The sequence below is a fragment of the Streptomyces sp. NPDC051987 genome, assembly GCF_040680735.1.
In the GTDB taxonomy this organism is placed as follows: domain Bacteria; phylum Actinomycetota; class Actinomycetes; order Streptomycetales; family Streptomycetaceae; genus Streptomyces.
The window spans coordinates 48104-73104 of the sequence record NZ_JBFAXI010000023.1; the positions used below are offsets into that span (position 1 = coordinate 48104).

At 70.2% G+C, this 25001-nt stretch carries 17 protein-coding genes and 1 pseudogene; 7 read left to right on the forward strand and 11 right to left on the reverse strand.

Annotated elements, in window-relative coordinates; genetic code table 11:
* Nucleotides 1-362 precede the first annotated feature (362 nt).
* From AB0M11_RS15195 to AB0M11_RS15205, 3 genes are read left to right on the forward strand one after another with little or no spacing between them, the layout of a single operon-like run.
* Nucleotides 363-749, forward strand: a complete 387-nt coding sequence (locus tag AB0M11_RS15195; RefSeq protein ID WP_365705340.1) for a hypothetical protein — start codon at nucleotides 363-365, stop codon at nucleotides 747-749.
* A gap of 55 nt (nucleotides 750-804) precedes the next feature.
* Nucleotides 805-2445 (forward strand): DUF262 domain-containing protein, encoded by a 1641-nt coding sequence (locus AB0M11_RS15200; protein WP_365705342.1) that lies wholly within the window; start codon nucleotides 805-807, stop codon nucleotides 2443-2445.
* Nucleotides 2435-3634, forward strand: coding sequence for a type II toxin-antitoxin system HipA family toxin (locus AB0M11_RS15205; RefSeq protein ID WP_365705344.1), 1200 nt, complete (start codon nucleotides 2435-2437; stop codon nucleotides 3632-3634). Before AB0M11_RS15200 ends, AB0M11_RS15205 begins: the two co-directional genes overlap by 11 nt.
* A gap of 88 nt (nucleotides 3635-3722) precedes the next feature.
* Here the strand turns inward: AB0M11_RS15205 and AB0M11_RS15210 are convergent, their stop codons facing one another.
* Nucleotides 3723-5795 (reverse strand): carbohydrate-binding module family 20 domain-containing protein, encoded by a 2073-nt coding sequence (locus AB0M11_RS15210; RefSeq protein WP_365705346.1) that lies wholly within the window; start codon nucleotides 5793-5795, stop codon nucleotides 3723-3725.
* A 201-nt stretch (nucleotides 5796-5996) separates the two neighbouring features.
* Here AB0M11_RS15210 and pulA point away from each other — a divergent pair, with 201 nt between their 5' ends.
* The 3 genes from pulA to AB0M11_RS15225 all read left to right on the forward strand — a co-directional run bounded on the left by pulA (nucleotide 5997) and on the right by AB0M11_RS15225 (nucleotide 13665).
* On the forward strand, nucleotides 5997-11369 hold the full coding sequence (gene pulA / locus AB0M11_RS15215; RefSeq protein ID WP_365705348.1) for a pullulanase-type alpha-1,6-glucosidase: 5373 nt from the start codon (nucleotides 5997-5999) through the stop codon (nucleotides 11367-11369).
* A gap of 79 nt (nucleotides 11370-11448) precedes the next feature.
* On the forward strand, nucleotides 11449-13122 hold the full coding sequence (locus AB0M11_RS15220; protein ID WP_365705350.1) for a fused response regulator/phosphatase: 1674 nt from the start codon (nucleotides 11449-11451) through the stop codon (nucleotides 13120-13122).
* Nucleotides 13123-13308: 186 nt separating this feature from the next.
* On the forward strand, nucleotides 13309-13665 hold the full coding sequence (locus AB0M11_RS15225) for an isomerase (RefSeq protein ID WP_365705352.1): 357 nt from the start codon (nucleotides 13309-13311) through the stop codon (nucleotides 13663-13665).
* A 144-nt stretch (nucleotides 13666-13809) separates the two neighbouring features.
* Here the strand turns inward: AB0M11_RS15225 and AB0M11_RS15230 are convergent, their stop codons facing one another.
* Together AB0M11_RS15230 and AB0M11_RS15235 are read right to left on the reverse strand one after the other, a co-directional pair.
* The gene (locus AB0M11_RS15230) at nucleotides 13810-14499 is read right to left on the reverse strand and encodes a TetR/AcrR family transcriptional regulator (protein ID WP_365705354.1); all 690 of its coding nucleotides are present in this window, start codon (nucleotides 14497-14499) and stop codon (nucleotides 13810-13812) included.
* 243 nt (nucleotides 14500-14742) lie between these two features.
* Nucleotides 14743-16668, reverse strand: coding sequence for a hypothetical protein (locus AB0M11_RS15235; protein WP_365705356.1), 1926 nt, complete (start codon nucleotides 16666-16668; stop codon nucleotides 14743-14745).
* 154 nt (nucleotides 16669-16822) lie between these two features.
* On the opposite strand from AB0M11_RS15235, the gene AB0M11_RS15240 reads away from it, so the two are divergent.
* On the forward strand, nucleotides 16823-17230 hold the full coding sequence (locus AB0M11_RS15240; RefSeq protein ID WP_365705358.1) for a hypothetical protein: 408 nt from the start codon (nucleotides 16823-16825) through the stop codon (nucleotides 17228-17230).
* Between the two features lie 103 nt (nucleotides 17231-17333).
* On the opposite strand, the gene AB0M11_RS15245 is transcribed toward AB0M11_RS15240, so the two are convergent.
* The 8 genes and pseudogenes from AB0M11_RS15245 to glnII form a co-directional block, all read right to left on the reverse strand.
* A complete protein-coding gene (locus tag AB0M11_RS15245; RefSeq protein ID WP_365705360.1) occupies nucleotides 17334-18884 on the reverse strand; it encodes a DUF1996 domain-containing protein in 1551 nt (516 codons plus the stop codon).
* 173 nt (nucleotides 18885-19057) lie between these two features.
* Nucleotides 19058-19708: a response regulator transcription factor gene (locus AB0M11_RS15250; protein WP_365705362.1), complete on the reverse strand. Its 651-nt coding sequence runs from the start codon at nucleotides 19706-19708 to the stop codon at nucleotides 19058-19060.
* Nucleotides 19693-20973 (reverse strand): histidine kinase, encoded by a 1281-nt coding sequence (locus tag AB0M11_RS15255; RefSeq protein WP_365705363.1) that lies wholly within the window; start codon nucleotides 20971-20973, stop codon nucleotides 19693-19695. Before AB0M11_RS15255 ends, AB0M11_RS15250 begins: the two co-directional genes overlap by 16 nt.
* Nucleotides 20974-21164: 191 nt before the next feature.
* Nucleotides 21165-22175 (reverse strand): NAD-dependent epimerase/dehydratase family protein, encoded by a 1011-nt coding sequence (locus AB0M11_RS15260; protein ID WP_365705365.1) that lies wholly within the window; start codon nucleotides 22173-22175, stop codon nucleotides 21165-21167.
* A 276-nt stretch (nucleotides 22176-22451) separates the two neighbouring features.
* The gene (locus AB0M11_RS15265) at nucleotides 22452-23045 is read right to left on the reverse strand and encodes a winged helix-turn-helix domain-containing protein (RefSeq protein ID WP_365705367.1); all 594 of its coding nucleotides are present in this window, start codon (nucleotides 23043-23045) and stop codon (nucleotides 22452-22454) included.
* A gap of 329 nt (nucleotides 23046-23374) precedes the next feature.
* Nucleotides 23375-23737 (reverse strand): annotated as a pseudogene (locus AB0M11_RS15270) (hypothetical protein); the annotation flags it as partial.
* Nucleotides 23719-23853, reverse strand: a complete 135-nt coding sequence (locus AB0M11_RS15275) for a hypothetical protein (RefSeq protein ID WP_365705369.1) — start codon at nucleotides 23851-23853, stop codon at nucleotides 23719-23721. The gene AB0M11_RS15275 and the pseudogene AB0M11_RS15270, both read right to left, overlap by 19 nt.
* 99 nt (nucleotides 23854-23952) lie before the next feature.
* Nucleotides 23953-24984: a glutamine synthetase gene (glnII, locus tag AB0M11_RS15280; protein WP_365705371.1), complete on the reverse strand. Its 1032-nt coding sequence runs from the start codon at nucleotides 24982-24984 to the stop codon at nucleotides 23953-23955.
* Nucleotides 24985-25001 lie beyond the last annotated feature (17 nt).

The following is a 25001-nucleotide window of genomic DNA, read 5'->3' on the forward strand; positions in this document are numbered from 1 at the left end:
GGGCGGGTGGGGGGGGGGGGGGGGGGGCAGGGTGGGGTGTCTTCGGGGTGCCCTGCCGGGTTTCGTGGCCCCCCCCGCCGCGCGGGGGGGGGGCCCCCCCCCCGGCCCCCGCGCCGGCTGTGTGTGCCGTACACAAAGTCAGATGCGGGATTCACTGGAAATGTTCGGAGCCGACTGTAGGAATATTTCTGCTCGGCCGCTGGGGTAGTGGGTGCGTTCAAGGGCAGAGGCTTGGCAGTGGTGCTCCCCTGAGCATGAGCGTTTCGCGTTGGGGCGCGCTCTTTTCGGTGGACATGTCTGACACTCGTCAGGTAGCTTCGACTGTGACAGTATTGCAAGTGAGAGTCGAGCCTGGAGGGTGAGTGACGCGCACCATCAGGGTTGATGACGAGGTCTTCGCCAAGCTCCAGGGACTGGCCGAACCCTTGGTCGACACACCGAACAGCACGCTGCGAAGACTTCTCGGCCTTGACGAACCCGCGTCGGGCGCCGCGGGTGGCGGACGCGGCGTGTTGAGTCCGATGCTGGCGGACGGCAGGCTGAGCGTGGGGCAGCGCTTGGTGTGGCGTCGACGCAACCTCGGCCAGGTGCATCAGGTGACCGTAACGGCCGACGGTGGCCTGCGTTTGGAGGACGGTGTCGTCCATGCCACCCCCTCGGCGGCCGCCACGGCGCTGGCCGGCAACCCGCAGAACGGGTGGAAGGTGTTCACTACCGAGAGTGGTACGCCGCTGGGGGACCTGCGGTGACCGCCTCCGCCCGAAGGCTGTCGGCCCGCGATCGGAATGCTCCAGGAGGTGGATCATGGCCGGAGTGACCCAGCCGAAGGTGAGCCGAGTCGCTCTGCCTGAACTCGTTACCTGGGCTCAGAGCGGTCGCATCCGGGTGCCGCAGTTCCAGCGGTCGTACCGTTGGGACGCGGAGGATGCCGAACGATTGTTCGATAGCGTTTTCCGTGGGTATCCGATCGGCAACCTCCTGATGTGGCGTAAGCCCGCACCTGCCGCCGAGATCTCCTTGGGGGAACTCCGGTTCAAGGCGCCTGAACGCTCCGACGCGTTGTGGGTCGTTGACGGTCAGCAGCGGCTCACCACGTTGATCGGTGCGCTCACCGCGTCTGAAAACACAGTGGACCGTCGCTTCCGCATCTTCTATGACCTGAGAGACAAGAAGTTCGTGTCCGCGACCCACTCGAAACAGCCGGCGGACCACTGGCTTCCTGTCTGGGTTGCGGGAGACAATCGACGTCTTCTGGCCTGGCAGCGCGAGCGAAACTGGCTGACCGACGAGGACTTCGATCTCTGCGACGCTGTCGCCACCGCCATCCGTACCTACGAGATCCCTACATACGAGATCGAGGGGGACGACGAGCAGGCGCTGCGGGAGATCTTCGACCGGATGAACACCTTCGGGAAGACGTTGAAGCGAGCGGAAATCTTCCAGGCCTTGCACTCTGCTCCTCTCGATGTCCAGCCGTCCAACCTCGAAGCCCTTCGCGAACGACTGCGTGCCCTGGAATTTGGTGACTTCACTTCCCAGATACTGATGCAGAGCGTTATGGCCCTGCGCGGCGGAAAGGTGGATCGTGACTTCCGGCAGGAGTTCAAGGACGACGAGGACTTGCACTCGGCTTTCTCTGCCACCGAGAAAGCCCTGCGCCTGGTTGTGGACTTCCTCAAGGGGGATGCGGGCATTCCTCACCTGAGGCTTCTGCCGTACGCGCTTTTCGTGCCTGTCCTGGCCCGTTTCACCCATCTCTTCGGCCGCCCCACGGGCCGGGCCGCCGAGCTTCTGCGCCGCTGGATCTGGCGCGGCTCGGCGGTCGGTGCGGCGCCGCAGGGCAACACCGTCGCGCTGCGGCGCAACGCGAGTGCGATTGAGAACGACCCCGTGGCCAGTGCGGCCAGGCTCCTTGAGCTTCTACCGCCAGGCGGTGACCAGTGGCAACCTGATCTCAGCCAGACTGCGCTGAACCGTGCGCAGGCAAAGATCAACGTGCTGGGGCTGTTGTCCGCCCACCCTGTACTGTTGATCGACGTCCCGGACATGGAGGGCAGCCTTCACCTCAAGGGCACACGGATCGAACGGACGCGGCTGCTCGCCGAGGTACTTGATTCAGGCAGCTCGCCACTGTCCCCCGTGGTCGGGCTCTCCGACCGGAGCGTCAGCAATCGGATGGTGCACCCCGGCCTGGCGGGATCCGAAGCCGCGCCGCTGTTCCCGTTCGCCCATCCGGAGGAGCTGCGCTCCCACTGTGTCGACGACCAGTGCATGAACTTCCTTCTCTCGGGCGATCTGGACGAGTTCCTGCGCCGCAGATCAGAAGTGGTCCGACAGGTGATCGCCGGCCACGTCCAGAAGATGGCCCTGTGGGGTTTCTCCGACGGCCCAGCGCCAGAGAACCTTTTCTCCGAAGATCTGTGGGGAGACCCTGATGCAGCCTGATGTGACCGCCTCGGTTTTCTTGAATGAACGGCAAGTCGGAATTCTCGGGTATCACAAGGGAAATACCTGGTTCGATTACACCGATCTCAGCCCTGACCACCCGGTGCTGGGTCAGGGTTTCGAGCAGGACCCGCTTAAGCGGCGTTCCGGTAGCGGCAGCGTGCCGGAATGGTTCGCTAACCTGCTTCCAGAGGTGGGCAGCGGGCTGCGGCAGTTGGTGGCCACTGAACTGGACAAGCGACGCCTTCATGACTTTGCGCTGCTGTGCCACCTCGGTGAAGACCTTCCCGGAGCGGTGCGTGTGGTTCCCGACGCTTCACTTGACGGGCTGCCCGATCATGAATCGGTGGATGAATGCAGCCACGACCACGCGCTACGTTTCTCGTTGGCCGGTGTGCAGCCTAAGTTCTCCATGCGCCACGAGGGCAAGGCCCTTGTACTCCCGGCCACCGGCAGTGGTGGTGACTGGATCGTCAAGCTGCCCGACCAGCGTTTCCCCGATGTGCCGGCCAATGAGTTCGCCATGCTGGAGTGGGCGCGTGCGGCCGGTATCGACGTGCCTGAGGCCCAGTTGGCCACGGGCCGCGATCTGCGTAATCTCCCGGAGGATGCCATCGAACCGGGCGCCTACGCCTTGGCGGTGCGCCGGTTCGACCGCACCGAGAGCGGACGGATCCACCAGGAGGACTTTGCGCAGGTTCGGGAAGTGTCGGCCGACTCGAAATACAGTAAGGCTACTTATGAAGGGATCGGCCGAGTAATCAGGGCCGTATGTCCGTCCGAGGACGCCCTCGAGTATGTGAAGCGCCTCGTCGCCATCATTGTCATGGGGAATGCGGACGCTCATCTAAAGAACTGGACTCTGCGCTATCCAAGCGGCAAGCGTGCCCGGCTCTCACCTGCCTACGACCTGGTCTGTGTCACTGCCTACCCGAAGACGAAGGCTGACCCGAACCTTGCGTTCCCCTTGGGCGGCACCGTCAGATCGGAACTGATCACGCCCGAGCACTTCCGGAAGCTTGCTGTGGCGCTTCGACTGTCCGAGAGTCAGGTGCTCGCCCTGGTCCAGGAAACGGTCGAGCGACTGGCTTCGTCATGGTTCATGGTGAAGCGGGAATGCCCTGTCCCGGGCTTTGTCGCCGACACCGTCGAACAGCGACTCAAAGACCTTCCCCTGGTGCACAGTTGATCCGTCCGGTCGTCCGTGCGCTGACGCGAGGAGGCCCGGTCGCCCCACCGCGCTCATGAGGGACCGGGCCTCGCTCGAGGGAGGGCTGTCACTTCCAGGTGTCGCTCGTCGTGTAGCCGGACGAGGTCCCCGTCGTGTACGACCGGTTCGTGCCCGACTCCCAGGTCACGTTCCCGGAGCTGTCCTTTTTGATGAATTTATAGGTGAATGTCGTGTTCTTCGGGACGATCACCAGCTTGCTCCATGTCGGGTACGACTCCGAGGACAGCGGGATCGCGTCGCCGGTGTTCCAGGAGCCGAGGGAGGCGAGGGAGCCGACGACGTAGACGTTGGTGCCGTAGGTGGTGGTGGCGTACTCGTTGAAGGTGACGTCGGTGGCGTCGGCGTTCGCCACGTTCCAGGAGTTGTCGAGGGAGACCGCCGACGTGGTGGTGGCCGCCGACCTGTTGGCGTTGGACTCCCAGGTCACGTTGCCCGAGCTGTCCTTCTTTATGTATTTGTACGTGAAGGACGTGTTGATCGGCACGTTCACCGCGCCCGACCAGATCGGGTATCCGGTGGACGAGAGCGGGACCGCCTTGGAGGTGTCCCAGGCGCCCAGCGCGTCGATGGAGCCGACCACGTAGACGGTGGTGCCGCTCGTGGTGGGCGCGTACTCGTCGAAGGTCGCGGTCACCGTGGAGGTGGCGCCGCCGCTGCCGCCGCCGTCGCAGCCGACCGTGCAGGTGTAGGAGGAGTTGTAGAAGGCGACGGCGTCCTTCGCAGGGATCGTGATGCTCGCGTTGCCGCCGGAGACGGTGACCGTGGAGGCGCCGCCGTCGATCACGTCGGAGTACGTGCCGTCGGCCATGCCCGTCGCGAAGGTGTAGGTGGCCGCCGACGAGCCGTTGTTGAGGGCGAAGAAGCCGGCGCCGCTCCGGCCGAAGCCGATGACGTTCGACGACATGGTCTGCCAGTCGGAGACGGCCGCGCTGCCGGCCGCGTTGTGCCAGGCGACCATGCCGACGACGGCGGTGTCGCGGTCGAGGCAGTTCCAGCCGTTCGAACAGTCCGTGTCGGTGACGAAGCCCGCGGAGTTCGGCGGGGCCTGGTCGCTCTGGGTCCACTGCCAGCTGGAGTAGACGGTCGGCGTCGACCACTTGTAGGCGAGCTGGAAGAGGTTGGCGAGCTTGTAGCTGTCGCCGTCCTTGTAGCTCATGTCCAGGCCGTTGCGCTCGGTGTCGTGGTTGGTCACGAAGGACACCGAGTTGGCGGCGGGCAGGATGCCGGACGAGGACAGGGACGACAGGTCGCTCACGTTGCCCTGGAAGGCCGACTTCATCCTGCTCGCGTAGGTGAAGTCCAGGACGTCACCGGAGCCGTAGTAGTCGCTGGGCTGCGGGGTCGACCCCGGGTAGACCTCGTCGAAGACGTACGGCGCCGCGCCGGAGGTCGTGGTGTTCAGCTTGGCGACGATGGCCGCCAGGTCGGTGGCCGGGATGTGCTTGGCCGAGTCGACGCGGAAGCCGTCGACGCCCAGCGCGATCTGCTTGTTGAGGAACGCCGCGAGGCCCGAACGGACGTTTTCGGCGCCGGTCCTGAGGTCGGGCAGGCCCAGCAGTTCGCAGTTCTGGACCTGGGTGAGGTTGGAGTAGTCCTGGATGGTCAGGTCGGAGGTGGGGCAGTCGGCGGAGGTGTGGTAGTCGCTCGGGTCCCAGTCCGGGGTGTCGTACTTGCTGGTGAGGGTGGTGCCGGCATAGCCGGTGCCGGTCTGCGCGGCCGTGTGGTTGATGACCGCGTCGGTGTAGACCTTCACGCCGGCCGCGTGGCAGGCGGAGATCATCGACGCGAACTGCGCGGCCGTCCCGAAGCGGCTGTTCAGGGTGTACGAGTAGGGCTGGTAGACGTCCCACCAGTAGGAGCTGGACTGCTTGAGGGACTCGGAGGGCGGGGCGACCTGCACCGCGCCGTACCCGGCCGGTCCGAGCACGTTCGTGCACTCGGACGCGATCGACTTCCAGTTCCATTCCCAGAGGTTGGCTATCACGTCGCCCTTGGCGGTGGTGTCGGCCTGGGCGGGGGAGGCCGGGAGGGCGATCAGGCCCGCGAGCGCCAGGGCGCCCGCGGCCACGGCGCCGGCCGTGCGCCGGAAGACACCCGGGGGGCGGTGTCCGGTGGTCATGTGCGGCTCCGAAACGAGATCCGATACGAACGGGACAGGTTTCAACAACTCGTGAGCGTGAGGGAGTTGAGACAGGCCGTCAATACGCCTCGTGAAAGTTCTTGCTGTGAGTTTCAAGCCTCTTGCTGTAAACCTTTCGTTGGCGATACGGTCGCGCGGGGTCGGACCCAAGAGAGCCGCTATCGCTAGGAGTTCATGCCGGTGATACATGTCAGACGGGTCGCGGCCGTCGCCGTCGCCGCCCTCGCCGCCGCGCTGGTGCAGCCGCTCGCCGCACACGCCGCAGCCCCGCCCGCGCCGCCGTCGGACGCGCGGCTCGCCGCCGAGCCCGCCCGGCACGACGACACCCGCGAGCAGTTCTACTTCGTCATGCCGGACCGTTTCGCCAACGGAGACAGGAGCAACGACAAGGGCGGCCTCACCGGCTCCCGGCTCTCCACCGGCTACGACCCCACCGACAAGGGCTTCTACCAGGGCGGCGACCTCAAGGGCCTGACCAAGCGCCTCGACTACATCAAGGGGCTCGGCACCACCGCCATCTGGATGGCGCCGATCTTCAAGAACAAGCCCGTGCAGGGGACCGGGAGCAACGCCTCGGCCGGCTACCACGGGTACTGGATCACCGACTTCACCCAGGTCGACCCGCACTTCGGCACCAACAAGGACCTTCAGACCCTCATCTCCAAGGCGCACGCCAAGGGCATGAAGGTCTTCTTCGACGTCATCACCAACCACACCGCCGACGTCGTCGACTACCGGGAGAAGTCCTACGACTACCTCTCCAAGGGCGCCTTCCCCTACCTGACCAAGGACGGGCGGCCCTTCGACGACGCCGACTACGCGGACGGGAAGAAGAGGTTCCCGGCCGTCTCCGCCGCCTCCTTCCCGCGCACGCCGACCGTGACGAGCGCCGGCAAGGTGCCGTCGTGGCTCGACGACCCGACGATGTACCACAACCGGGGCGATTCCACGTTCGCCGGCGAGTCCGCGACCTACGGCGACTTCTCGGGCCTGGACGACCTGTGGACCGAACGGCCCGAGGTCGTGCACGGCATGGAGAGGATCTACGAGCGGTGGGTGAAGGACTTCGCCATCGACGGCTTCCGGATCGACACCGTCAAGAACGTCAACATGGAGTTCTGGACCCAGTGGGCGACCGCGCTCGACAGGTACGCGTCGCAGCACGGCCGTAAGAACTTCTTCATGTTCGGCGAGACCTACTCCGCGGACACCTCCGTCACCTCGCCGTACGTCACCCAGGGGCGGCTGGACGCGACCCTGGACTTCCCGTTCCAGGACGCGGCCCGCTCCTACGCGTCCCAGGGCGGCAGCGCGCGGAAGCTGGCGGCCGTCTTCGGCGACGACTACAAGTACACGACCGACAAGGCGAACGCCTACGAAGAGGTCACCTTCCTCGGCAACCACGACATGGGCCGGATCGGGTACTTCCTGAAGCAGGACAACCCGAAGGCCACGGACGCGCAGCTGCTCGCCAAGGACAGGCTCGCCGACGAGGTGATGTTCCTCAGCCGGGGCAACCCGGTCGTCTACTACGGCGACGAGCAGGGCTTCACCGGCTCCGGCGGCGACAAGGACGCCCGGCAGACGATGTTCGCGTCGAAGGTCGCCGACTACCTGGACGACGACGAGATCGGCACCGACCGCACCGCGGCCAGTGACTCCTACGACACGAGTGCACCGCTCTACCGGCAGATCAGCGCTCTCGGAAAGCTCCGCAAGGACAACCCGGCCCTCGCCGACGGCGTCCAGACCGAGCGCTACGCGGCCGACGGCGCCGGCGTCTACGCGTTCACCCGGACGGACGCGAAGACCGGCCAGGAGTACGTGGTCGCCTTCAACAACGCCGACACCGCCAGGACGGCGACCTTCGCCACCGGCTCCGCCGGCATGCGCTACCGGGCGATCTACGGCACCCACGGCACCCTGACGTCCGGTACGGACAACGGCGTCACCGTCACCGTCCCCGCCGAGTCCGCCGTCGTCTACAAGGCGGCCGGCCCCCTCGCCAGGCCCGCCACCACCCCGGCGATCACCCTACGGGCCCCCGCCGCCGGCGCCACCGGCACCGTCGACCTCACCGCGGACGTCACCGGGGGACAGCTGAACCGGGTCGTCTTCGCCGCCCAGGTCGGCGACGGCAGGTGGACCACCCTCGGCTCCGCCGACCACGCCCCCTACCAGGTCACCCAGACCCTCGCCAAGGACGTCCCGGCCGGCACCGCCCTGCGCTACAAGGCGGTCGTGATCGACTCCGCCGGGCACACGAGCAGCGCGCTCGCCGAGAGCACCAGCGGCACCCCGCCCGCCGCCGAGACGCCCACCGCCTCCTCCCGCGACCACGTGGTCGTCCACTACAAGCGCACCGACGGCGACTACGCCGACTGGGGCCTGTACGCCTGGGGCGACCTCGCCGACGGCGAGGCGACCACCTGGCCGGCGAGCCACCCCTTCATCGGCCGGGACGCGTATGGCGCCTTCGCCTACGTCAAGCTGAAGCCCGGCGCGTCGAACGTCGGCTTCCTGGTCATCGACAAGGACGGCACCAAGGACGTCTCCGCCGACCGCTCCATCGACGTCACCAGGACGGGCGAGGTCTGGATCGAGCAGGGGAAGGCGGACGTCCTCACCACGAGGCCCTCCGATGCCTACCCCGCGCAGGACACCACCAAGGCGGTCATCCACTACCACCGCGCCGACGGGGACTACGACGGCTGGGGCCTGCACGTCTGGACGGGCGCCGCGAACCCCACCGACTGGTCGAACCCGCTCGAGCCGGTGAAGACTGACGCCTATGGCGCGGTCTTCGAGGTACCGCTCACCGAGGGTGCCACCAGCCTCAGCTACATCATCCACAAGGGCGACGAGAAGGACCTCGCCGCCGACCAGTCACTCGACCTCAAGGCCGACGGCTACGAGGTGTGGCTGTTGAACGGCCAGGAGGAGTACCTGCTCCCGCAGCCCGCCGGCAGCGCGGCCGCGCTCGACCTGACCACCTCCAAGGCGGTCTGGATCGACCGGGACACGGTCGCCTGGGACGGCGTCGACGGTGCCGCCTCGACCCAGCTGCTCTCCTCCCACGACGGTTCGATCGCCGTCAAGGACGGGACGCTGACCAGCGACGACGAGCGGTGGCTGCGGCTGACGAAGACCACCCTCACCGACGCCCAGAAGGCCAGGTTCCCCTACCTGAAGGACTACACGGCCTGGTCGGTCGACCCGCGCGACCGCGGCCGGGTGCGCGAGGCGCTCGGCGGACAGCTCGTCGCCTCCCAGCGGGCCGCCAACGGCGCCGTACTGGCCGCGACCGGCGTGCAGCTCGCCGGGGTCCTCGACGACGTGTACGCCAAGGCCACGACGGCGCACCTCGGCCCGGTCTTCCACCACGGAAAGCCCACGCTCTCCGTCTGGGCGCCGACCGCGCAGAATGTCGCCCTCGAACTCGACGGCTCCCTGAAGACGATGCACCGCGACGCCGTCACCGGCGTCTGGTCCGTCACCGGCCCCGCCTCCTGGAAGAACAAGCCCTACCGGTACGTCGTCAAGGTCTGGGCGCCCAGCGTCCGGAAGATCGTCACCAACAAGGTCACCGATCCCTACTCCGTCGCCCTCACCGCCGACTCCCGGCGCAGCCTCGTCGTCGACCTGAACGACAGGTCGCTCGCGCCGAACGGCTGGTCGACGTACACCAAGCCCAGGGCCGTACCGATGAAGGACGCCCAGATCCAGGAGCTGCACGTCCGGGACTTCTCGGTGGCGGACGCCACCGTCCCGGCCGCCGACCGGGGCACGTACCTCGCCTTCGCCGACAGGAACAGCGACGGCTCCAGGCACCTCAGGGCCCTCGCCAGGGCCGGGACCTCGTACGTCCACCTCCTCCCGGTCTTCGACTTCGCCACCGTGCCCGAGACGAAGGCCGACCAGGCGAGCCCCGGCTGTGACCTCGCCTCCTACCCGGCCGACTCGGAGCAGCAGCAGGAGTGCGTCGCCGCGGTGGCCGCGAAGGACGCCTACAACTGGGGTTACGACCCGTACCACTTCACGGTCCCGGAGGGCTCGTACGCCACCGACCCGGACGGCACCGCGCGTACCGTCCAGTTCCGGAAGATGGTCAAGTCGCTCAACGACGACGGGCTGCGGGTCGTCATGGACGTCGTCTACAACCACACCGCGGCCAGTGGCCAGGCGGACACCAGCGTCCTCGACCGGATCGTGCCCGGCTACTACCAGCGGCTGCTCGCCGACGGCAGCGTCGCCGACAGCACCTGCTGCGCCAACACCGCGCCCGAGAACGCCATGATGGGCAAGCTGGTGGTGGACTCGATCGTCACCTGGGCCAGGGAGTACAAGGTCGACGGGTTCCGCTTCGACCTGATGGGCCACCACCCGAAGGCCAACATCCTCGCGGTCCGCAAGGCCCTGGACGCACTGACCCTGAAGAAGGACGGCGTCGACGGCAGGAAGATCATCCTGTACGGGGAGGGCTGGAACTTCGGCGAGGTCGCCAACGACGCCCGGTTCGTGCAGGCCACGCAGCAGAACATGGCCGGCACCGGCATCGCCACCTTCTCCGACCGCGCCCGGGACGCCGTGCGCGGCGGCAGCCCCTTCGACGACGACCCCGGCATCCAGGGCTTCGCGTCCGGCCTCTACACCGACCCCAACGCCTCCACGGCCAACGGCACCCCGGCCGAGCAGAGGGCCCGGCTGCTGCACTACCAGGACCTGATCAAGGTCGGCCTGACCGGCAACCTCGCGAAGTACCGGTTCACCGGCAGCGACGGCAAGGAGGTCACCGGCGCCGAGATCGACTACAACGGCTCGCCCGCCGGGTACGCCGACGCGCCCGGCGACGCCCTCGCCTATGTCGACGCGCACGACAACGAGTCGCTGTTCGACGCGCTGACGTACAAGCTGCCGGCCGGCACCTCCGCGTCCGACCGGGCCCGGATGCAGGTCCTGGCGATGGCCACGGCCGCCCTCTCGCAGGGGCCCTCGCTCTCCCAGGCCGGCACCGACCTGCTGCGCTCCAAGTCCCTGGACCGCAACTCCTTCGACAGCGGCGACTGGTTCAACGCCGTCCACTGGAACTGCGCCGACGGCAACGGCTTCGGCCGCGGGCTGCCCATGGCCGCCGACAACCGGTCCAAGTGGTCCTACGCCAAGCCGCTGCTGACCTCGGTGAAGGTCGGGTGCGCGCAGATCGACGGGGCCTCGGCCGCCTACCGGGACCTGCTGAGGATCCGTACGACCGACAGGGCGTTCTCGCTCGGCACGGTCGCGCGGGTCCAGTCCGAGCTCTCCTTCCCGCTGTCGGGGAAGGACGAGACGCCCGGTGTGATCACCATGGAGCTCGGTGACCTGGTCGTCGTGTTCAACGCGAGCCCCGAGCGGCAGGAGCAGCGGGTGGACGCCCTGGCCGGGACCGGCTACCGGCTGCACCCGGTGCAGGCGTCGGGCGCGGACCCGGTCGTGAGGACGGCTTTGTACGCGCGGGAAACGGGTACTTTCGTGGTTCCGGGACGCACGGTGGCGGTGTTCTCCCGGACGACGTGACCGCGGCCTTACTGTGGTGGGGCAGGCCCGGGACCGGGCACTGCCCCACCGGTGTTGTCCAGGGGTTGGGGCTGGGGAAATGGACGCCAACGGCAAGCTGACAGACACGACCGTGCTGGTCGTGGACGACGAACCCGCGAGCCGGTACACGCTGGGCACCGTCCTGCGCCGGGCGGGTCACCAGGTCGTCGCGGTCGCCGACGGCCGGCAGGCGCTCAGCGAACTCGACGTACGGCTGCGCAAGGGCACCCTGCCCGACGTGGCCCTGATCGACGTCGGCCTGCCGGACATGAGCGGCTTCGAGCTGTGCCGCCGGCTCAAGGAGCGGCCGCACCTGGCCGGTCTGCCCGTCGTCCACTTCTCCACCCTCCGCGTCGCCCCCGAGGACCGCTGCCCGGGTCTGGACATGGGGGCCGAGGCGTACCTGACGGTCCCCGCGGAGCCGGACGAGCTCGAGGCGGCGGTCCGGGCCGCGGTGCGCGCGGCCCGGCTGCGCGCCGACGACCAGGCACTGGTGCGACGGCTGAAACTGCTGTCGGAGACGATCGTCACCATCCAGTCGGCGCGCTCCCTGCACGAGCTGGCCACCGCCGCCGCGGACGGCGCCGCCCGCCTCCTCGGCTGCCCCGCCGCCGTCTTCGTCCTCGACCAGGACGACGAGCTGTACCGCGGCCTGAGCCGGGAGCGCACCTCCCTCGCCCTCCCGGACGAGGACGCCCACCGGGAGGTGGCCGGCCTGCTGCGACGGCTCGCCCGGGGCCAGTCCGGGGTCCGCATCACCACCGTGCCGGCGCCGCTGTGGCCCACCGGGTTCTTCCGGCCCGGCGTGCAGCACGACGCCCGGCTGACGCTGGTCCTCACCCAGGACGGCAAGGTCCCGGTGTGCCTGGCCACCCCCACCCGCGGGCAGCGCAGGGTCGACCCGGAGAACGAGGCGCTGCTGGCCCAGCTGGCCCAGGCCACCGCGCTCGCCGCCGAGCCCCTGCTCATGTACCAGGTGGAGCGGCATGTCGCGCTCACCCTCCAGCACAGCTTCCTGCCCCGCCCGCACCAGCTGCCCGACCTGCCGGGCGTCGACATAGCGGTGCGCTACGAGCCCGCCTCCCAGGAGACCGAGATCGGCGGGGACTTCTACGCCGCCCTGCGGGTCCGCGACGGGGTGCTCACCGCGGTCGGGGACGTCGTCGGGCACTCGCTGGACGCGGCCACCGTCATGGTCGAACTGCGGCACGCGCTGCGCGCGTACTGCCTCACCGAGAGCGACCCGGCCGCCCTCGCCGAACGGCTCGACCAGGTGCTGCAGCACTACCACGCCGAGGTCACGGCGACCGTCTGCCTGGCCCTGATCGACCCGGTGACCGGGCGCACCCGCATCGCCAACGCCGGCCACATCCCGCCGCTGATACTGGGCGAGGACGGCAGTGCCGAGTACGTCAAGGCGGCCGGCCCGCTGCTCGGGGTGGGCCTGCCCCACCCGCCGCCGACCGAGCTGGTCCTCGAACCCACCGACCGGCTTCTCATGGTCACCGACGGCCTGATCGAGACCCGAGGCACCGACCTCGCGGTCTCGATGGAACATCTGCGCGCCGCGGCCGGCGGTGCCCTGCCCGGCGTGGAGGCCCTGTGCGACACCCTCCTCGCCTGCTTCGGCCGCGACCGCGAGGACGACGTCGCCCTGCTGGCGCTGAGCCTGGCGCACCAGAGAGCTGAACCGGGCGCTCAACTCGCCGCTAAATCAACGCAATTGAGTTGACGGATCAAGTAGGCCGGCGGGCGTTGCCGCGCAATCGAGCGTGACTGGGCGAAAGCGCGCGCAATCGGGCAGGCCCCGTGACCGCACCCGCTCTCCCCGCGTCGGACGCCTCAGCCTCCGCCCACCGCTTCGGTCGCCCCGAATGAGACCTAGGCTGGGCCCCCGTTACGTAGAACAGGAGTGCCCATGCCGCAGATCACCGTCGACTACACCGCCACCGCGGAGCCCGCCTTCGACCGGGCCGGCTTCGCCCGGGCCCTGCACCGCGCCGTGGTCGACATCGCGGCCGCCAAGCCCGAGGCCTGCAAGACCCTGTTCCGCGCCGCCGACGAGACCGTCTTCGGCCACGGCACCGACGGGGCGCATGTCATCGTCCACGTGACCTTCGGGCTGCTGGCCGGCCGCACCGACGAGACGAAGGCGAGGCTGACCGAGACCACCCTGGAGCTGCTGCGGGAGCACCTGAAGCCGGAGGGGTCCGTCCTGCACGCCTCGGCGGAGGTGCGGGACCTGGATCCCTCGTACCGGAAGTACGAGGGCTAGCTCGCGGTTCCCCGCACCCCCTGAAGGTGTGCTCACCGTATCGCCCCGCTTTCAGGGGCGCGGGGAACTGCGCGACCAGCCCCCACCGCGCCGCAGCCGGACGACGGCCCCGGCGCCCCCGTACCGGGGCGGGGGGGGCCTGTCCTAGCCCGCCAGGGCGATCAGCCGCGCGGCCAGGTCGGCGAACGGGCCGTCGGTCGGTTCGTTCTCGACCATGCGCTTCACCAGCGCGGTCATCTCCTCGTCGTACGCCGCGCTCACCGCGGTCAGCGCCGCGAAGTCGTGGACGAGCTGGATCTCCAGCTCGGCGCGCGGGATGCGCCGCCCGTCCAGCCAGATCAGGGCCGTCGACTCGGTGAGCGAGATCCAGGAGCGGATGACCAGTTCCAGGCGGGCCGGGGCCTCGGTGACCTGGAGGTGGGCGAGGATCTGCTCGTAGGCGGCCTGCCGTACGGAGTCGATGAGCGCGTTGGTCGCCGAGGAGCCGACCGCCGGGCCGCCGCGCATCAACGCCGCGAAACCGGGCCCGTGTTCGTCGACGAAGTCGAAGAACCGGCGCATCACGCGCAGCAGTCTGGCCCCGAGCGGGCCCTCGTGCGGCTCGTTGAACCGGCTTGCGAGATCCTCCGAGGCCCGCTTCAACGCCGCCTCGTACAGGCTGAGTTTGCCGGGGAAGTAGTGGTAGACGAGCGGCCGCGAGATGCCCGCGGCCGAGGCTATCTCGTCGATGGAGACCTCGTCGGGCGAGCGACGGCTGAACAGTTCGAGGGCGACGCCGATCAACTGCTGCCGCCGCTCCTCGACTCCCATCCTGCGGCGTACCCCGGTTGTCATGCGAACACCTTACCGATCGGATCCGGCCTCCCACGGCCCTCACACCGCACGGGCGTTCACAGATCACGTACCAGCCGCCCGCTTCACGCCCGGGACCACGGATCAGCACCGAGGCGGCACGCTCCGTATCCGTCTGCGCAGCTCACCCCGGGTGTTCCAGGTTTCCGTCGCGCACGCGCCGCCGGACGTTCTCCCCGCCGTGACGGCGATCGACCCCGGGGTTCCGTCCCGGCGGCGCCGACCTCACCGCAACCCGCTGATCTCGCTGCCGTCCTGCAGCGTCGCCGTCAACTCGGCCTGCGCCCCCTGTTTCGCCGCGGCCACCAGCTGCGTCCCCCGCGCCGAGGCCGTGACCCCGCCGGTCGCCCGGATCGACGCGGTGTCGCGGCTGCCCGCGGCCAGCAGGTACCACTGGCCGCCGCCGGACTTCCACAACACCCCGGCGAGCACGTGCGGATCGCGCGGACCGCAGGCCGTCACGTCGGCCCCCTTCGCGGCGACCGCCCCGTACCGGCTGCCCGGTGTCCGGAACTGGGCCAGCGACAGGGTCCCGTCACCCCGCCAGGTCTCGGCACGCGTGCACACCCACGACCCGGTGCCGCCCGTGTCCGGCAGCTGCTGCTCGGCGAACGCCCAGGCGTTGACACTGCGCACTCCCGCCGACCGCTGGGCGGCCAGCGAGCAGGCGAACGGCGCCCAGTCGCGCAGCGCCTTCGCCTCCGGGGCGTCACCGCTCTCGCCGGGCCGCCCGGAGGTGAGCCGGGCCGGCACCAGTTCGCCCAGGTCGGTCGCGAGGTGCGCCCCCTGCGCGTCGGTCAGCTGGAGCACGTTCCACGTCGTGCACGCCCCCTGCCCCAGCGCCGAACTGGCCAGCGGGCCGGTCACCCCGTCGGCCAGCCCCAGGTCCATCGCCCCCGCGGTCGGGTTCATCAGGTCCCGTTCGGCCGCCTTGGTCACCCAGGGAGCGGTCAGATAGCGGACGTTGCCGTCGGCACGGCCGAGCACCAGGGCACTCGCCTCCGCGCCGGTCGCGCCGTCGACCCGGGCGAAGTCCAGGGCCGCGCCCTCGGTGCCGTCCTTCGGCTCGGCGTAGCGGGCGATGCGCAGGCCGTCGTAGAAGATCACCACCCGGGCGCTGTCGACCACGCCCGCGTACAGCAGCTGGGGCGGTCCCGCCGGGCCGCCGGTCTGGGTGCCCGGGGTCGCCGAGACGCGGACGGTGGCGCCGGGCCGGGCCCAGACGGCGAGGGCGCGGCGCAGCAGCGCGCTGTCGCCGGTGAGGGCGCCGCGGGCCGGCCAGACGGAGAAGTCGGTGCGCGCGGCGGTCTCCCAGGCGGTCGCCGGGACCTTTGTCAGCCGGGCCGGGTCCAGGGCGGCCTGGGCGGCCGGGTTCTGCGCGTACACCGGGGCGGCCGCGCCGTCGGCGCCCCAGCCGCCGGCCGGCAGCACGACCAGCGCCCCGCAGACCGCGAGGGCGGCAGCGGCGGCGAGGGCGGCCTTGGTGTGCCGGCGGCGGCGCATCAGATCGGTGGGCCGGGCCTGCAGCGAACAGGGGTCGAACTCGGGGGAGTCGAGCAGGGGGTACTGCGCCGGGACGCCGTTCGCCTCGGCGAGCGCGCCCTCCGGGTGCTCGACGCCGACCGCCCGGAGGATCCTGCGGACGTCGCCGTCGGGGAGCTGTTCGAGGCCGCGCAGCGCGTAGGCGGCGCGGGCCGGGCCGGAGAGGGCGGCGAGCCGCTGGTCCAGGGCGAGTTCGTCGGCGCCGCCGGAGCGCGGGAAGAGCCTGAGGCCCCACACCTGGGGGAGCAGCGGCGGCAGCTGGGCGCGCCGGGGCCACGCGGTGAGCCGCAGTGGCCGGCCGGCCTCCAGCGCCGCCCGCACCACTTCGAGGCGGACCAGCGAGTACCCGGGATCGGTCTTCCGGCCGCCCGACTGGGCCGGGACCACCGGGGCCTGCCGGCGGCCCCGGGGCAGGGCGTGCTGGACCAGGGAGTGCGCGGTCAGGACGCGGCGGCCGCGCGGCAGGCCCGCCGGCAGCACCAGGTAGGCGAGCCGGACCAGCCGCGGGTAGTGCTCGACGAGCGCGGCCTCGGCCTGCTCGATGTCGACGGCCGGATGCGGGGCTCGGGCGGAGGCCGCGTGACGCGGGGCTACATCCTGTGACTGCACGTCCTGAAGAACGAGCGAACCGTTGGTAGGTCACCGCCACCCAGGTGACAGCGCGGTGCCCGCACGATATGAGTGCTTCGCGGTCCGCAGCCGTATCGAAGGGGACGGGCCCCTGTACAGGCACCCGGGGCCGGCAACGCGACCGGAGGAACAGATGAGGTTGACCCGACCGATGCTCGCCGTGGCGGGCGCCGCGGCCGCACTGGCGCTGGCGGGCTGCGGATCCGGCGACGGCAAGGCGGAGGCGAAGATCCCGGTCACCGCGACCGGCAGCCTGGAGAGCCTGGCCGCCAAGGTGAAGTGCACGCCGGACATGCAGATCGACACCGACGAGGTCCGCCAGGCCATCTGCAAGGTCTCCGCCGGCAAGTTCGTCTTCGCCACCTTCGCCACCGACCGCGGCCAGCGCGAGTGGATCAACGACGCGAAGGACTACGGCGGGTTCTACCTCGTCGGCCGCAAGTGGGTCGCCGTCGGCACCGACAAGCTGGTCAAGTCGCTGCAGACCACGCTGGGCGGCGAGGAGGAGATCGGGGTCGACCACAGCAAGCACACCAGCTGAGGTCCGCTCGGCCGCGGTGCGCGGCACACACGGAAGCGGGCGGTGGGAGACTCCCACCGCCCGCTTCGTGCTACCGGCCGCGCTGCGGCCGGCTAGCTGTCGCTCACTGGCACTTGCGGCCGGTGTTGATGCAGTTGGCGATCGTGTTCGCCAGGTTGTTCTTGGTGACGCTGATGAAGTCGTCGTGGTCGGTGGCCGCCTTGTGCAGCTGCTCCGGGAAACCGTCCACGGCGTAGGCGTTCTTCACCTGGCCGTTCACGATGGACGGCTGGGCCAGGTTGTAGACCAGACGCATCGTCAGCTGCGGGATCGCCTTGAAGCCGTTCCCGCAGACACCGCTCGCGGGGTCCGCGAAGGCCACGTGCGTACGGTGGTTGGCGCTGTCGATGTTCTTGCCGTCCCAGCAGCTCTGGAAGGCGAAGGTACGCACCACCTGGCTGCCCTTCGGGCAGATCGGGTACTGCGTGGTCAGCTGGACCTTGTTCTCGAAGCCGGTGCAGCTCCAGTGCGCGTTGGCGTTGGCCAGACCGTTGGTCGTGGTCTTGGCGTCACCGGTGATGATGCGCAGGAACTGGGGCATCGCGACGACCTTGCTGGCCGGGCTGCCGACGTACTTGATCTGCGCCTGGACCGGCGTGATGATCTTGCCGACGTTGCCTTCCTTGCCACCGCCGAGCGCGTTCGCGTCGAACTCCTTCGAACCGTCCTGCTCACGCACGACCGGCCAGTAGTAGGCCGAGAGGTCACTCTGGTTCTGGCAGCTGGAGGGGGCGGCCAGCAGCGAGTCGTTCGTGGAGAACGCGTTGACCTTCTGGTTGCCGACGTAGTCGTGCTCGTGGTGCGCGCCGTTGGTCACGCCGGGCGCCACGATGACGTTGTCGGTGTTGTGGTTCTTGTTCTGGTTCGTGCCACAGCGGGTGACGAAGGAACCGGTCGAGGCGTTGGCGGACTTCTGCGGCTTGGCCTGGACGTTCGGCGCGACCTTCGTGATGTCCACGAAGTCCGCCGCGGTCGGGCCGTTGCCGGCCTGACCGCCGATGCCGACGTCCACCGGGGTGCTGGCACTGGCGCTCGGGGCGGCGCCGCCGGCCTGGCCGTTGTTCTGGCCGCCGTTGTTGTTGTTCTGACCACCGTTGTTGTTCTGGCCGCCGTTGTTGTTGCCCTGGCCGGCGGTGGTCTGGTTGGCGGTCTGCGTGGTGCAGGCGGCGAGCTGCGCCAGCGAGTTGTCGAACTGGCCGCCGACCCGGGTGATGTCGATCCGGATCCGGTCGATCGTGGCCGCCCGCTTCTCCTTGAGGGGGCCGACGATCGCGTTCTGCACGAAGTTGGCGTCACCCGCCTGCGCCTGACGCGTGGAGGCGAGCCGGGAGTAGGCCTCGGTGATCTGCTTGTCGAGGTTCGCCAGCTCCGTCGCGACCCCCTGCTTGGCCTTGTCGGGCACGTTCGTCAGCTTCTGGCCGACGTCGGGGCAGGAGATGGTCGCCACCGTCGCGGCGGCGGCCTTCGTGTAGTTCTGCGCCGAGTTGTTCGACTCGTGAGCCGAAGCGTTCATCTGCGCATAGAGCAGCCCGCCCCCGCCGAGTGCGACAGCCGCCGATGCGGCTATGACCTTGACGGTCAGCGGCGAGCGGCGTTTGCGTATGTTGCGTCCCATGGAACTCCTCAGACCTTCCTTGCGGGGCGGCATCGAGGCGCCCGACAGGAGTGAAGCGGCGTCCATTCATACGCACCCTGTCCCAGGCGTGTTCAGCCGCCTCACAAATTCATCAGAGATTTGTTACGCACTTGGGCCACAACTGCCGTTTGAGCAGGGAACTTACTGGAAAATCAGCGATCGCGGTCAAGGTGCGCGAGCACCGCGAGGACGCGCCGATTGTCATCGTCCGACACCTCGAGTCCCAGTTTGGTGAAGATGTTGGAGGTGTGTTTGGCGATGGCCCGTTCCGTGACGACGAGCTGCCCGGCGATCGCCGCGTTCGAGCGGCCCTGCGCCATCAGCTCCAGCACCTCCCGCTCGCGCGGTGTCAAGCCGCCCAGCGGCCGGTCGTCGGCCCGCCGGGCCAGCAGCTGCTGGATCACCTGAGGGTCCATGGCCGTACCGCCCGCCGCGACCCGCCGTACGGCGTCCACGAACTGCTCCGCGTCGAGCACCCGGTCCTTCAGCAGGTACCCCACCCCGCCGCTGCCGTCGGCCAGCAACTCCCGCGCGTACAGCCGCTCCACGTGCTGGGAGAGCACCAGCACCGGCAGCCCCGGCCGGTCCCGCCGCGCCCTGAGCGCGCACTGCAGTCCCTCGTCGGTGTGCGTGGGCGGCAGACGTACGTCCACCACGGCCACGTCCGGGTCCAACTCGGCGAGAGCACGCGCGAGTTCGGGGCCGGACTCGACGGCGGCGGCGATCTCGAAGCCGTAGGCCTCCAGCAGCCGGACGAGTCCGTCGCGCAGCAGGAACAGGTCCTCGGCTAGGACAACACGCACGGAATCTCCATGGTGACCATGGTGGGACCGCCCGCGGGGCTGCTGACGGCCAGGACGCCGTCGAATGTACCCAGTCGCCGCTCCACCCCGGCAAGACCCGAGCCCGCGCCGACCACCGCCCCGCCCCTGCCGTGGTCCGTGACCGAGATCCGCAGCATGCCGCCGCCGTCCGTCACGTGGTGCAGGTCCACCCAGATCCGGTCGGCGCCGGAGTGCTTGACCGCGTTGGTCAGCACCTCGCTCACCGCGAAGTACGCGGCCGACTCCACCGGCGCGTCCGCCCGTCCGGACAGCTCCACGGTCACCTCCGTCGGCACCGGCAGCCGCAGCGCCAGCGCCCGTACGGCGTCGCCGAGGCCACGCTCGGCCAGCACCGGCGGGTGGATGCCCCGGACCAGGTCCCGCAGCTCGCCCAGGGCCTCCACGGAGGCCCGCCGGGTCTGCGCGAGCAGTTCCCGCGCCCGCGCCGGATCCTTGTCCAGCAGCATCTCCACGGTCCCGAGGTCCATGCCCATCGCGACCAGCCGGGCCTGCGCCCCGTCGTGCAGATCCCGTTCGATCCGGCGCAGCTCGGCCGCCGAGGTGTCCACGGCGTCCTTCCGGCTCTCCGTCAGCACCCTTACTCGCTGGACGAGTTCACCTCGGCCGGGGTCGAGGACGGCGCGGGTCAGCCGGAAGTGGGCGACGAGCAGACGCGGGCACAGGTACCAGGCGCCGACCAGCAGGACGGCGGCGGTGGCGGCGGCCCCGAACGCGGTGGACAGGCCGGAGACCGGCACGAAGCCGTACCAGTAGGTGCCGCCGTCGGCGAGCACCCGCCACAGCCCGGCGGCCACCGCGAACCCCTCGAACGGGTAGAACAGCAGGACCGCGGGCAGCAGCGCGGTCACGAACCCGGCCGTCATGTCCACGAACAGCCACAGCACGTCCCGCCCGACCTGCGGGTCCCGCAGCATCCCGAAGGTCCTGGCCCACGGGTTGGCGTCCGCCGGCAGCGGCCGGTACGCCGACCGGATCCGCACCCCGCACCACTCGTACGCGAGGCGTCGCCGCACGTCCGCCACCCGCCGCGTCCCGTCCAGGACCCAGGGGGTCGTGACGATGCCGGCGCCGATCGGGATCAGCGCGACCGAGATCGCGGTCAGGGCGAAGCAGAGGACGGAGACCGGCAGGATCACCAGTGCCAGCACCAGCCCCCGCACGGCGGCGAGCAGCACCTCCCGGGCCCGCTCGCGCGGGCCGCCACTGTTCGTGTTCGTCGTCATGGCCGTCAGTCTGTCCGACCCCACGGACCCCGGTCACTGGTCCGAAGCCCCCGGTCAGGGGGTGGTGCCAGATACACCTCGGGGACGTCGAACGCCTCCGGGGAGCAACGCCCCGAAGGGGCGCGGGGCGGTGCCGGGCATGCGGCTCCGCCGCCCGAGTGCGCCCAGCTCCCCAGCGACCCGCACCCGGCTCACGACCCGTCCCCCGCAAGCCCGAGCACCCGCGCCTCGACAACAGGGTCCAGCCCCACGGACGGCCGGTCCTCACGCGCCGGCGCCACCCCGCCGATCTCCTGGAGCCGGCGCCACGTGTCGGCCACCGTCTCCTCGGCGGGCCGGCACACCAGGCCCGTCGCCAGGGCCCGGGAGATGTCGATCCCGTACATGCAGTCGTACAGCTCGCTGCCCGGCGGCAGCCACACCGGGAGCTGCGTCCACGGCTCGATCCCGGCGGCCAGGATCGACTCCGGTGCCGTCCAGCGCAGTTCGGCGTGCGAGCCGGTCACCCGGCGGCAGGTGTCGAGGAGTTCGCCCATCGTGGTGTGCCCGGTCGGCCCGACCAGGTTGTACGGCCCCGAAAGGCCCCGCTCGACCGCGCCGAGGGTCCACTCGGCGAGGTCCCGGGCGTCCACGTACTGGAGGGCGAGGTCCCGCGGGCCCGGTGCGAGGACCGGGCCGCCGCGCGCGATCCGGTTCAGCCACCAGGGCAGCCTGCCCACGTTCTCGTACGGCCCGAGGATCTGTCCGGCGCGTACGAGGACCGAGCCCTCCGGGCCGAAGGACTCGACGGCGGCCAGCTCACCGCCCCGTTTGTCCTGCGCGTACTCGGTCTGCTCCGCGTCCGCGGCGGCGCCCGTCACCACGGCGGTGTCCTCGGTGTGACCGGCCGGGCGCGGCCACTCGTACACCGAGCAGCTCGACACGTACACATACCGGCCGAGACGGCCCCGCAGCAGGCGCGCGGTGTCCCGCACCGCCCGGGGCGCCGCCGACCAGGTGTCGACGACCGCGTCCCACTCGGTGCCGTCCGCGAGCGCGGCGAGACCCTCGGGTGCGGTGCGGTCGCCCCGCAGCGACCGCGCCCCCGGCGGGGGTTGCCGGTGCCCCCGGTTGAACACGGTCACCGGCCAGCCGCGCCCGAGCGCCGCCTCGACGACGGCGCGCCCCACGAACTCCGTACCACCCAGCACAAGAAGTCTCATGCCGATGATCGTGCCCGGCCCCGCCGCCCCACGGAACGCGGATCTGCCGGCAGCGGAACGCCCCCGCCGACGGCGGGCCCGACCGTCCCGGGCCGCCGTGACGGCCCCGCCACCACGGCGGCAGCGACCACGGCCGGCCGACCCGCTCGCCGCCGACCGAGCCGGCCGGTCCGGTGGGCGGCCGTCGGCCCGGTGGACGGGTCGGGGGCCGCCCCCTCGACCGACGAATCCGGTCGCCACCGACCACAGCAGCCGGTCCGGCCGGGCGCCGACGGGTCAGCGGCCTGTCGGCGGGGTGTACTTGTATCCGACGCGGCGCACCGTCTGGATCGCCCGACGGTGTTCCGCGCCCAGCTTGCGGCGCAGGCGGGCGACGTGGACGTCGACCGTGCGGCCGTCGCCGACATGGCCGTAGCCCCAGACCGTGGTGACCAACTGGTCCCGGGTGTGCACCCGGTTCGGATGCGCGACCAGATGCGCGAGCAGCTCGAACTCCAGGTAGGTGAGGTCGAGTTCACGTCCGTCGACCTGCGCGGTGCGCTGGACGCTGTCGACGGTCACGAGCGGCTCGCCGACGGCGGCCGGAGCCGCGCCGGGCGCCGCGCCGGCGTCCACCGGCCGGTCCGGGACCGCGACCGGCAGGAACGGCGGCTGCTGGTCCGCCGGGACCAGCACCAGGTAGCCGATCATCGGCGGCTGGCCCGGCAGGGTGGGCAGGGTGTGCTGCGGCGCGGGCAGCCAGGTGGCGCCGGGCGGCAGCAGGTCCGCCATGTCCACGACCTCGTCCCGGTCGACGGCACGCAGCCGGTGCCGGGGAGCGGGGGAGGCGGCGAGGGCGGGAGCGGGGGAGAGGGAACGAGTGGTCGCCATGAGACGTCAGCTCTTTCGCGCGAGGAGTTCGTCGGTCGGGACGGCGGCCGCGATTCGTGGTCGGGCGCGCCGGGGACGTACTGCGTTCCGCGCTGGCCGAAGGCCGGGGTATACGGCTTTAGAGGGCCCGCGCGTTCATCGCGCGACAACACACCCGGTCGAAGTCGTGGTGCTGACGGGAAGGCCAGAACGGCTCGAGGTCATGGCGACCCGTCGCGGTGTGGTTCTGGAAGCTGGCCATGCGCATATTGAAGCAGACACAGCCTGGAAACAGGACCCTTCTCTCACTGGTCGGACGCCTCCCGGACCCGGCACCGACCCCGCCGCCCTCACCCCACCAGGCGTTTGTGCCAGGTCAGCGGAGTGAGCTCGATCGCCTTGTCCGGATTGCCGTCCCACACTGCGGACAATCCGGCGTCCACGAGCGCGGCGACGACCGCACGGCCGATGGCCTTGGTGGTGTCGGCGGAGCCGTAGAAGCCGCCGTAGGAGAGACTCAGACCCCGGCCTTCGGCCGCGCCGCGCGTGCCCTGGTGGTGGAAGAAGACGAAACCCCGCGTCCGGTCCGCGTCCCGCGCCTCGGCGCCTGTCTCGCTCAGCCCGCAGGAACGGCAGCACGTGAAGTCCTGGCGGGCCACGATCCCTTCGCGCTCCAGGGCCGCGAACGCCCGCGTCAGCCGGTCCGGGTCGGTGAGACGGCGCCGCCGAGTCCGCGCACGGCCTCCCGCAGTTCCTCGGGCGCACACCACACGTACGTCTGCCCGCTCTCCGTCCAGGCGTTGACGGCGAGCACCTCGTCGATCTCCATGCCGCCGATGGCACACGCCACTGACAACGCGGCCCCGGGCAGCCGGAAGGGGCGCCCACCGCCGGACGGTGGACGCCCCTTCGAGGAGCCGGACGCGGATCAGACCTGGCCGGCCTTGTCCAGGGCGGTGCAGCAGGTGTCGACGATCAGCCGGGTCACGACGTACGGGTCGACGTTGGCGTTCGGGCGGCGGTCCTCGATGTAGCCCTTGCCGTCCTTCTCGACCTGCCACGGGATGCGCACCGAGGCACCGCGGTTGGAGACGCCGTAGGAGTACTTGTCCCACGGGGCGGTCTCGTGCAGACCGGTCAGGCGGTCGTCGATGCCGGCGCCGTAGTTCTTGACGTGGTCGAGCGGCTTGGATCCCTCGCCGAGCGACTCGCAGGCGGTGATGATCGCGTCGTAGCCCTCGCGCATCGCCTTGGTGGAGAAGTTGGTGTGCGCGCCGGCGCCGTTCCAGTCGCCCTTGACCGGCTTGGGGTCGAGGGTGGCGGAGACGCCGAAGTCCTCGGCGGTGCGGTAGAGCAGCCAGCGGGCCACCCACAGGTGGTCGGAGACCTCCAGCGGGGAGACCGGACCGACCTGGAACTCCCACTGGCCGGGCATGACCTCGGCGTTGATGCCGGAGATCGCGAGACCCGCCTTGAGGCAGTTGTCCAGGTGCGCCTCGACGATCTCGCGGCCGAAGATCTCGTCGGCGCCGACACCGCAGTAGTAGCCGCCCTGGGGGGCCGGGAAGCCGCCCTCGGGGAAGCCCAGCGGACGGGAGCCGTCGAAGAAGGTGTACTCCTGCTCGATGCCGAAGATCGGCTCCTGGGAGGCGAACTTCTCGGCGACCTCGACCAGCGCGGCGCGCGTGTTGGAGGAGTGCGGCGTGAAGTCGATGTCCAGGACCTCGCACAGCACGAGGACGTCGTCGCCGCCGCGGATCGGGTCCGGACAGGTGAAGACCGGCTTCAGCACACGGTCCGAGGAGTGCCCCTCGGCCTGGTTCGTGGACGACCCGTCGAAGCCCCAGATCGGCAGCGCGTCGAGACCGGCGGGGGCGCCCGCTATGATCTTCGTCTTCGAACGCAGCTTGGCCGTCGGCTCGGTGCCGTCGATCCAGATGTACTCAGCCTTGAAGGTCACGGGCCACATCCTTCGGG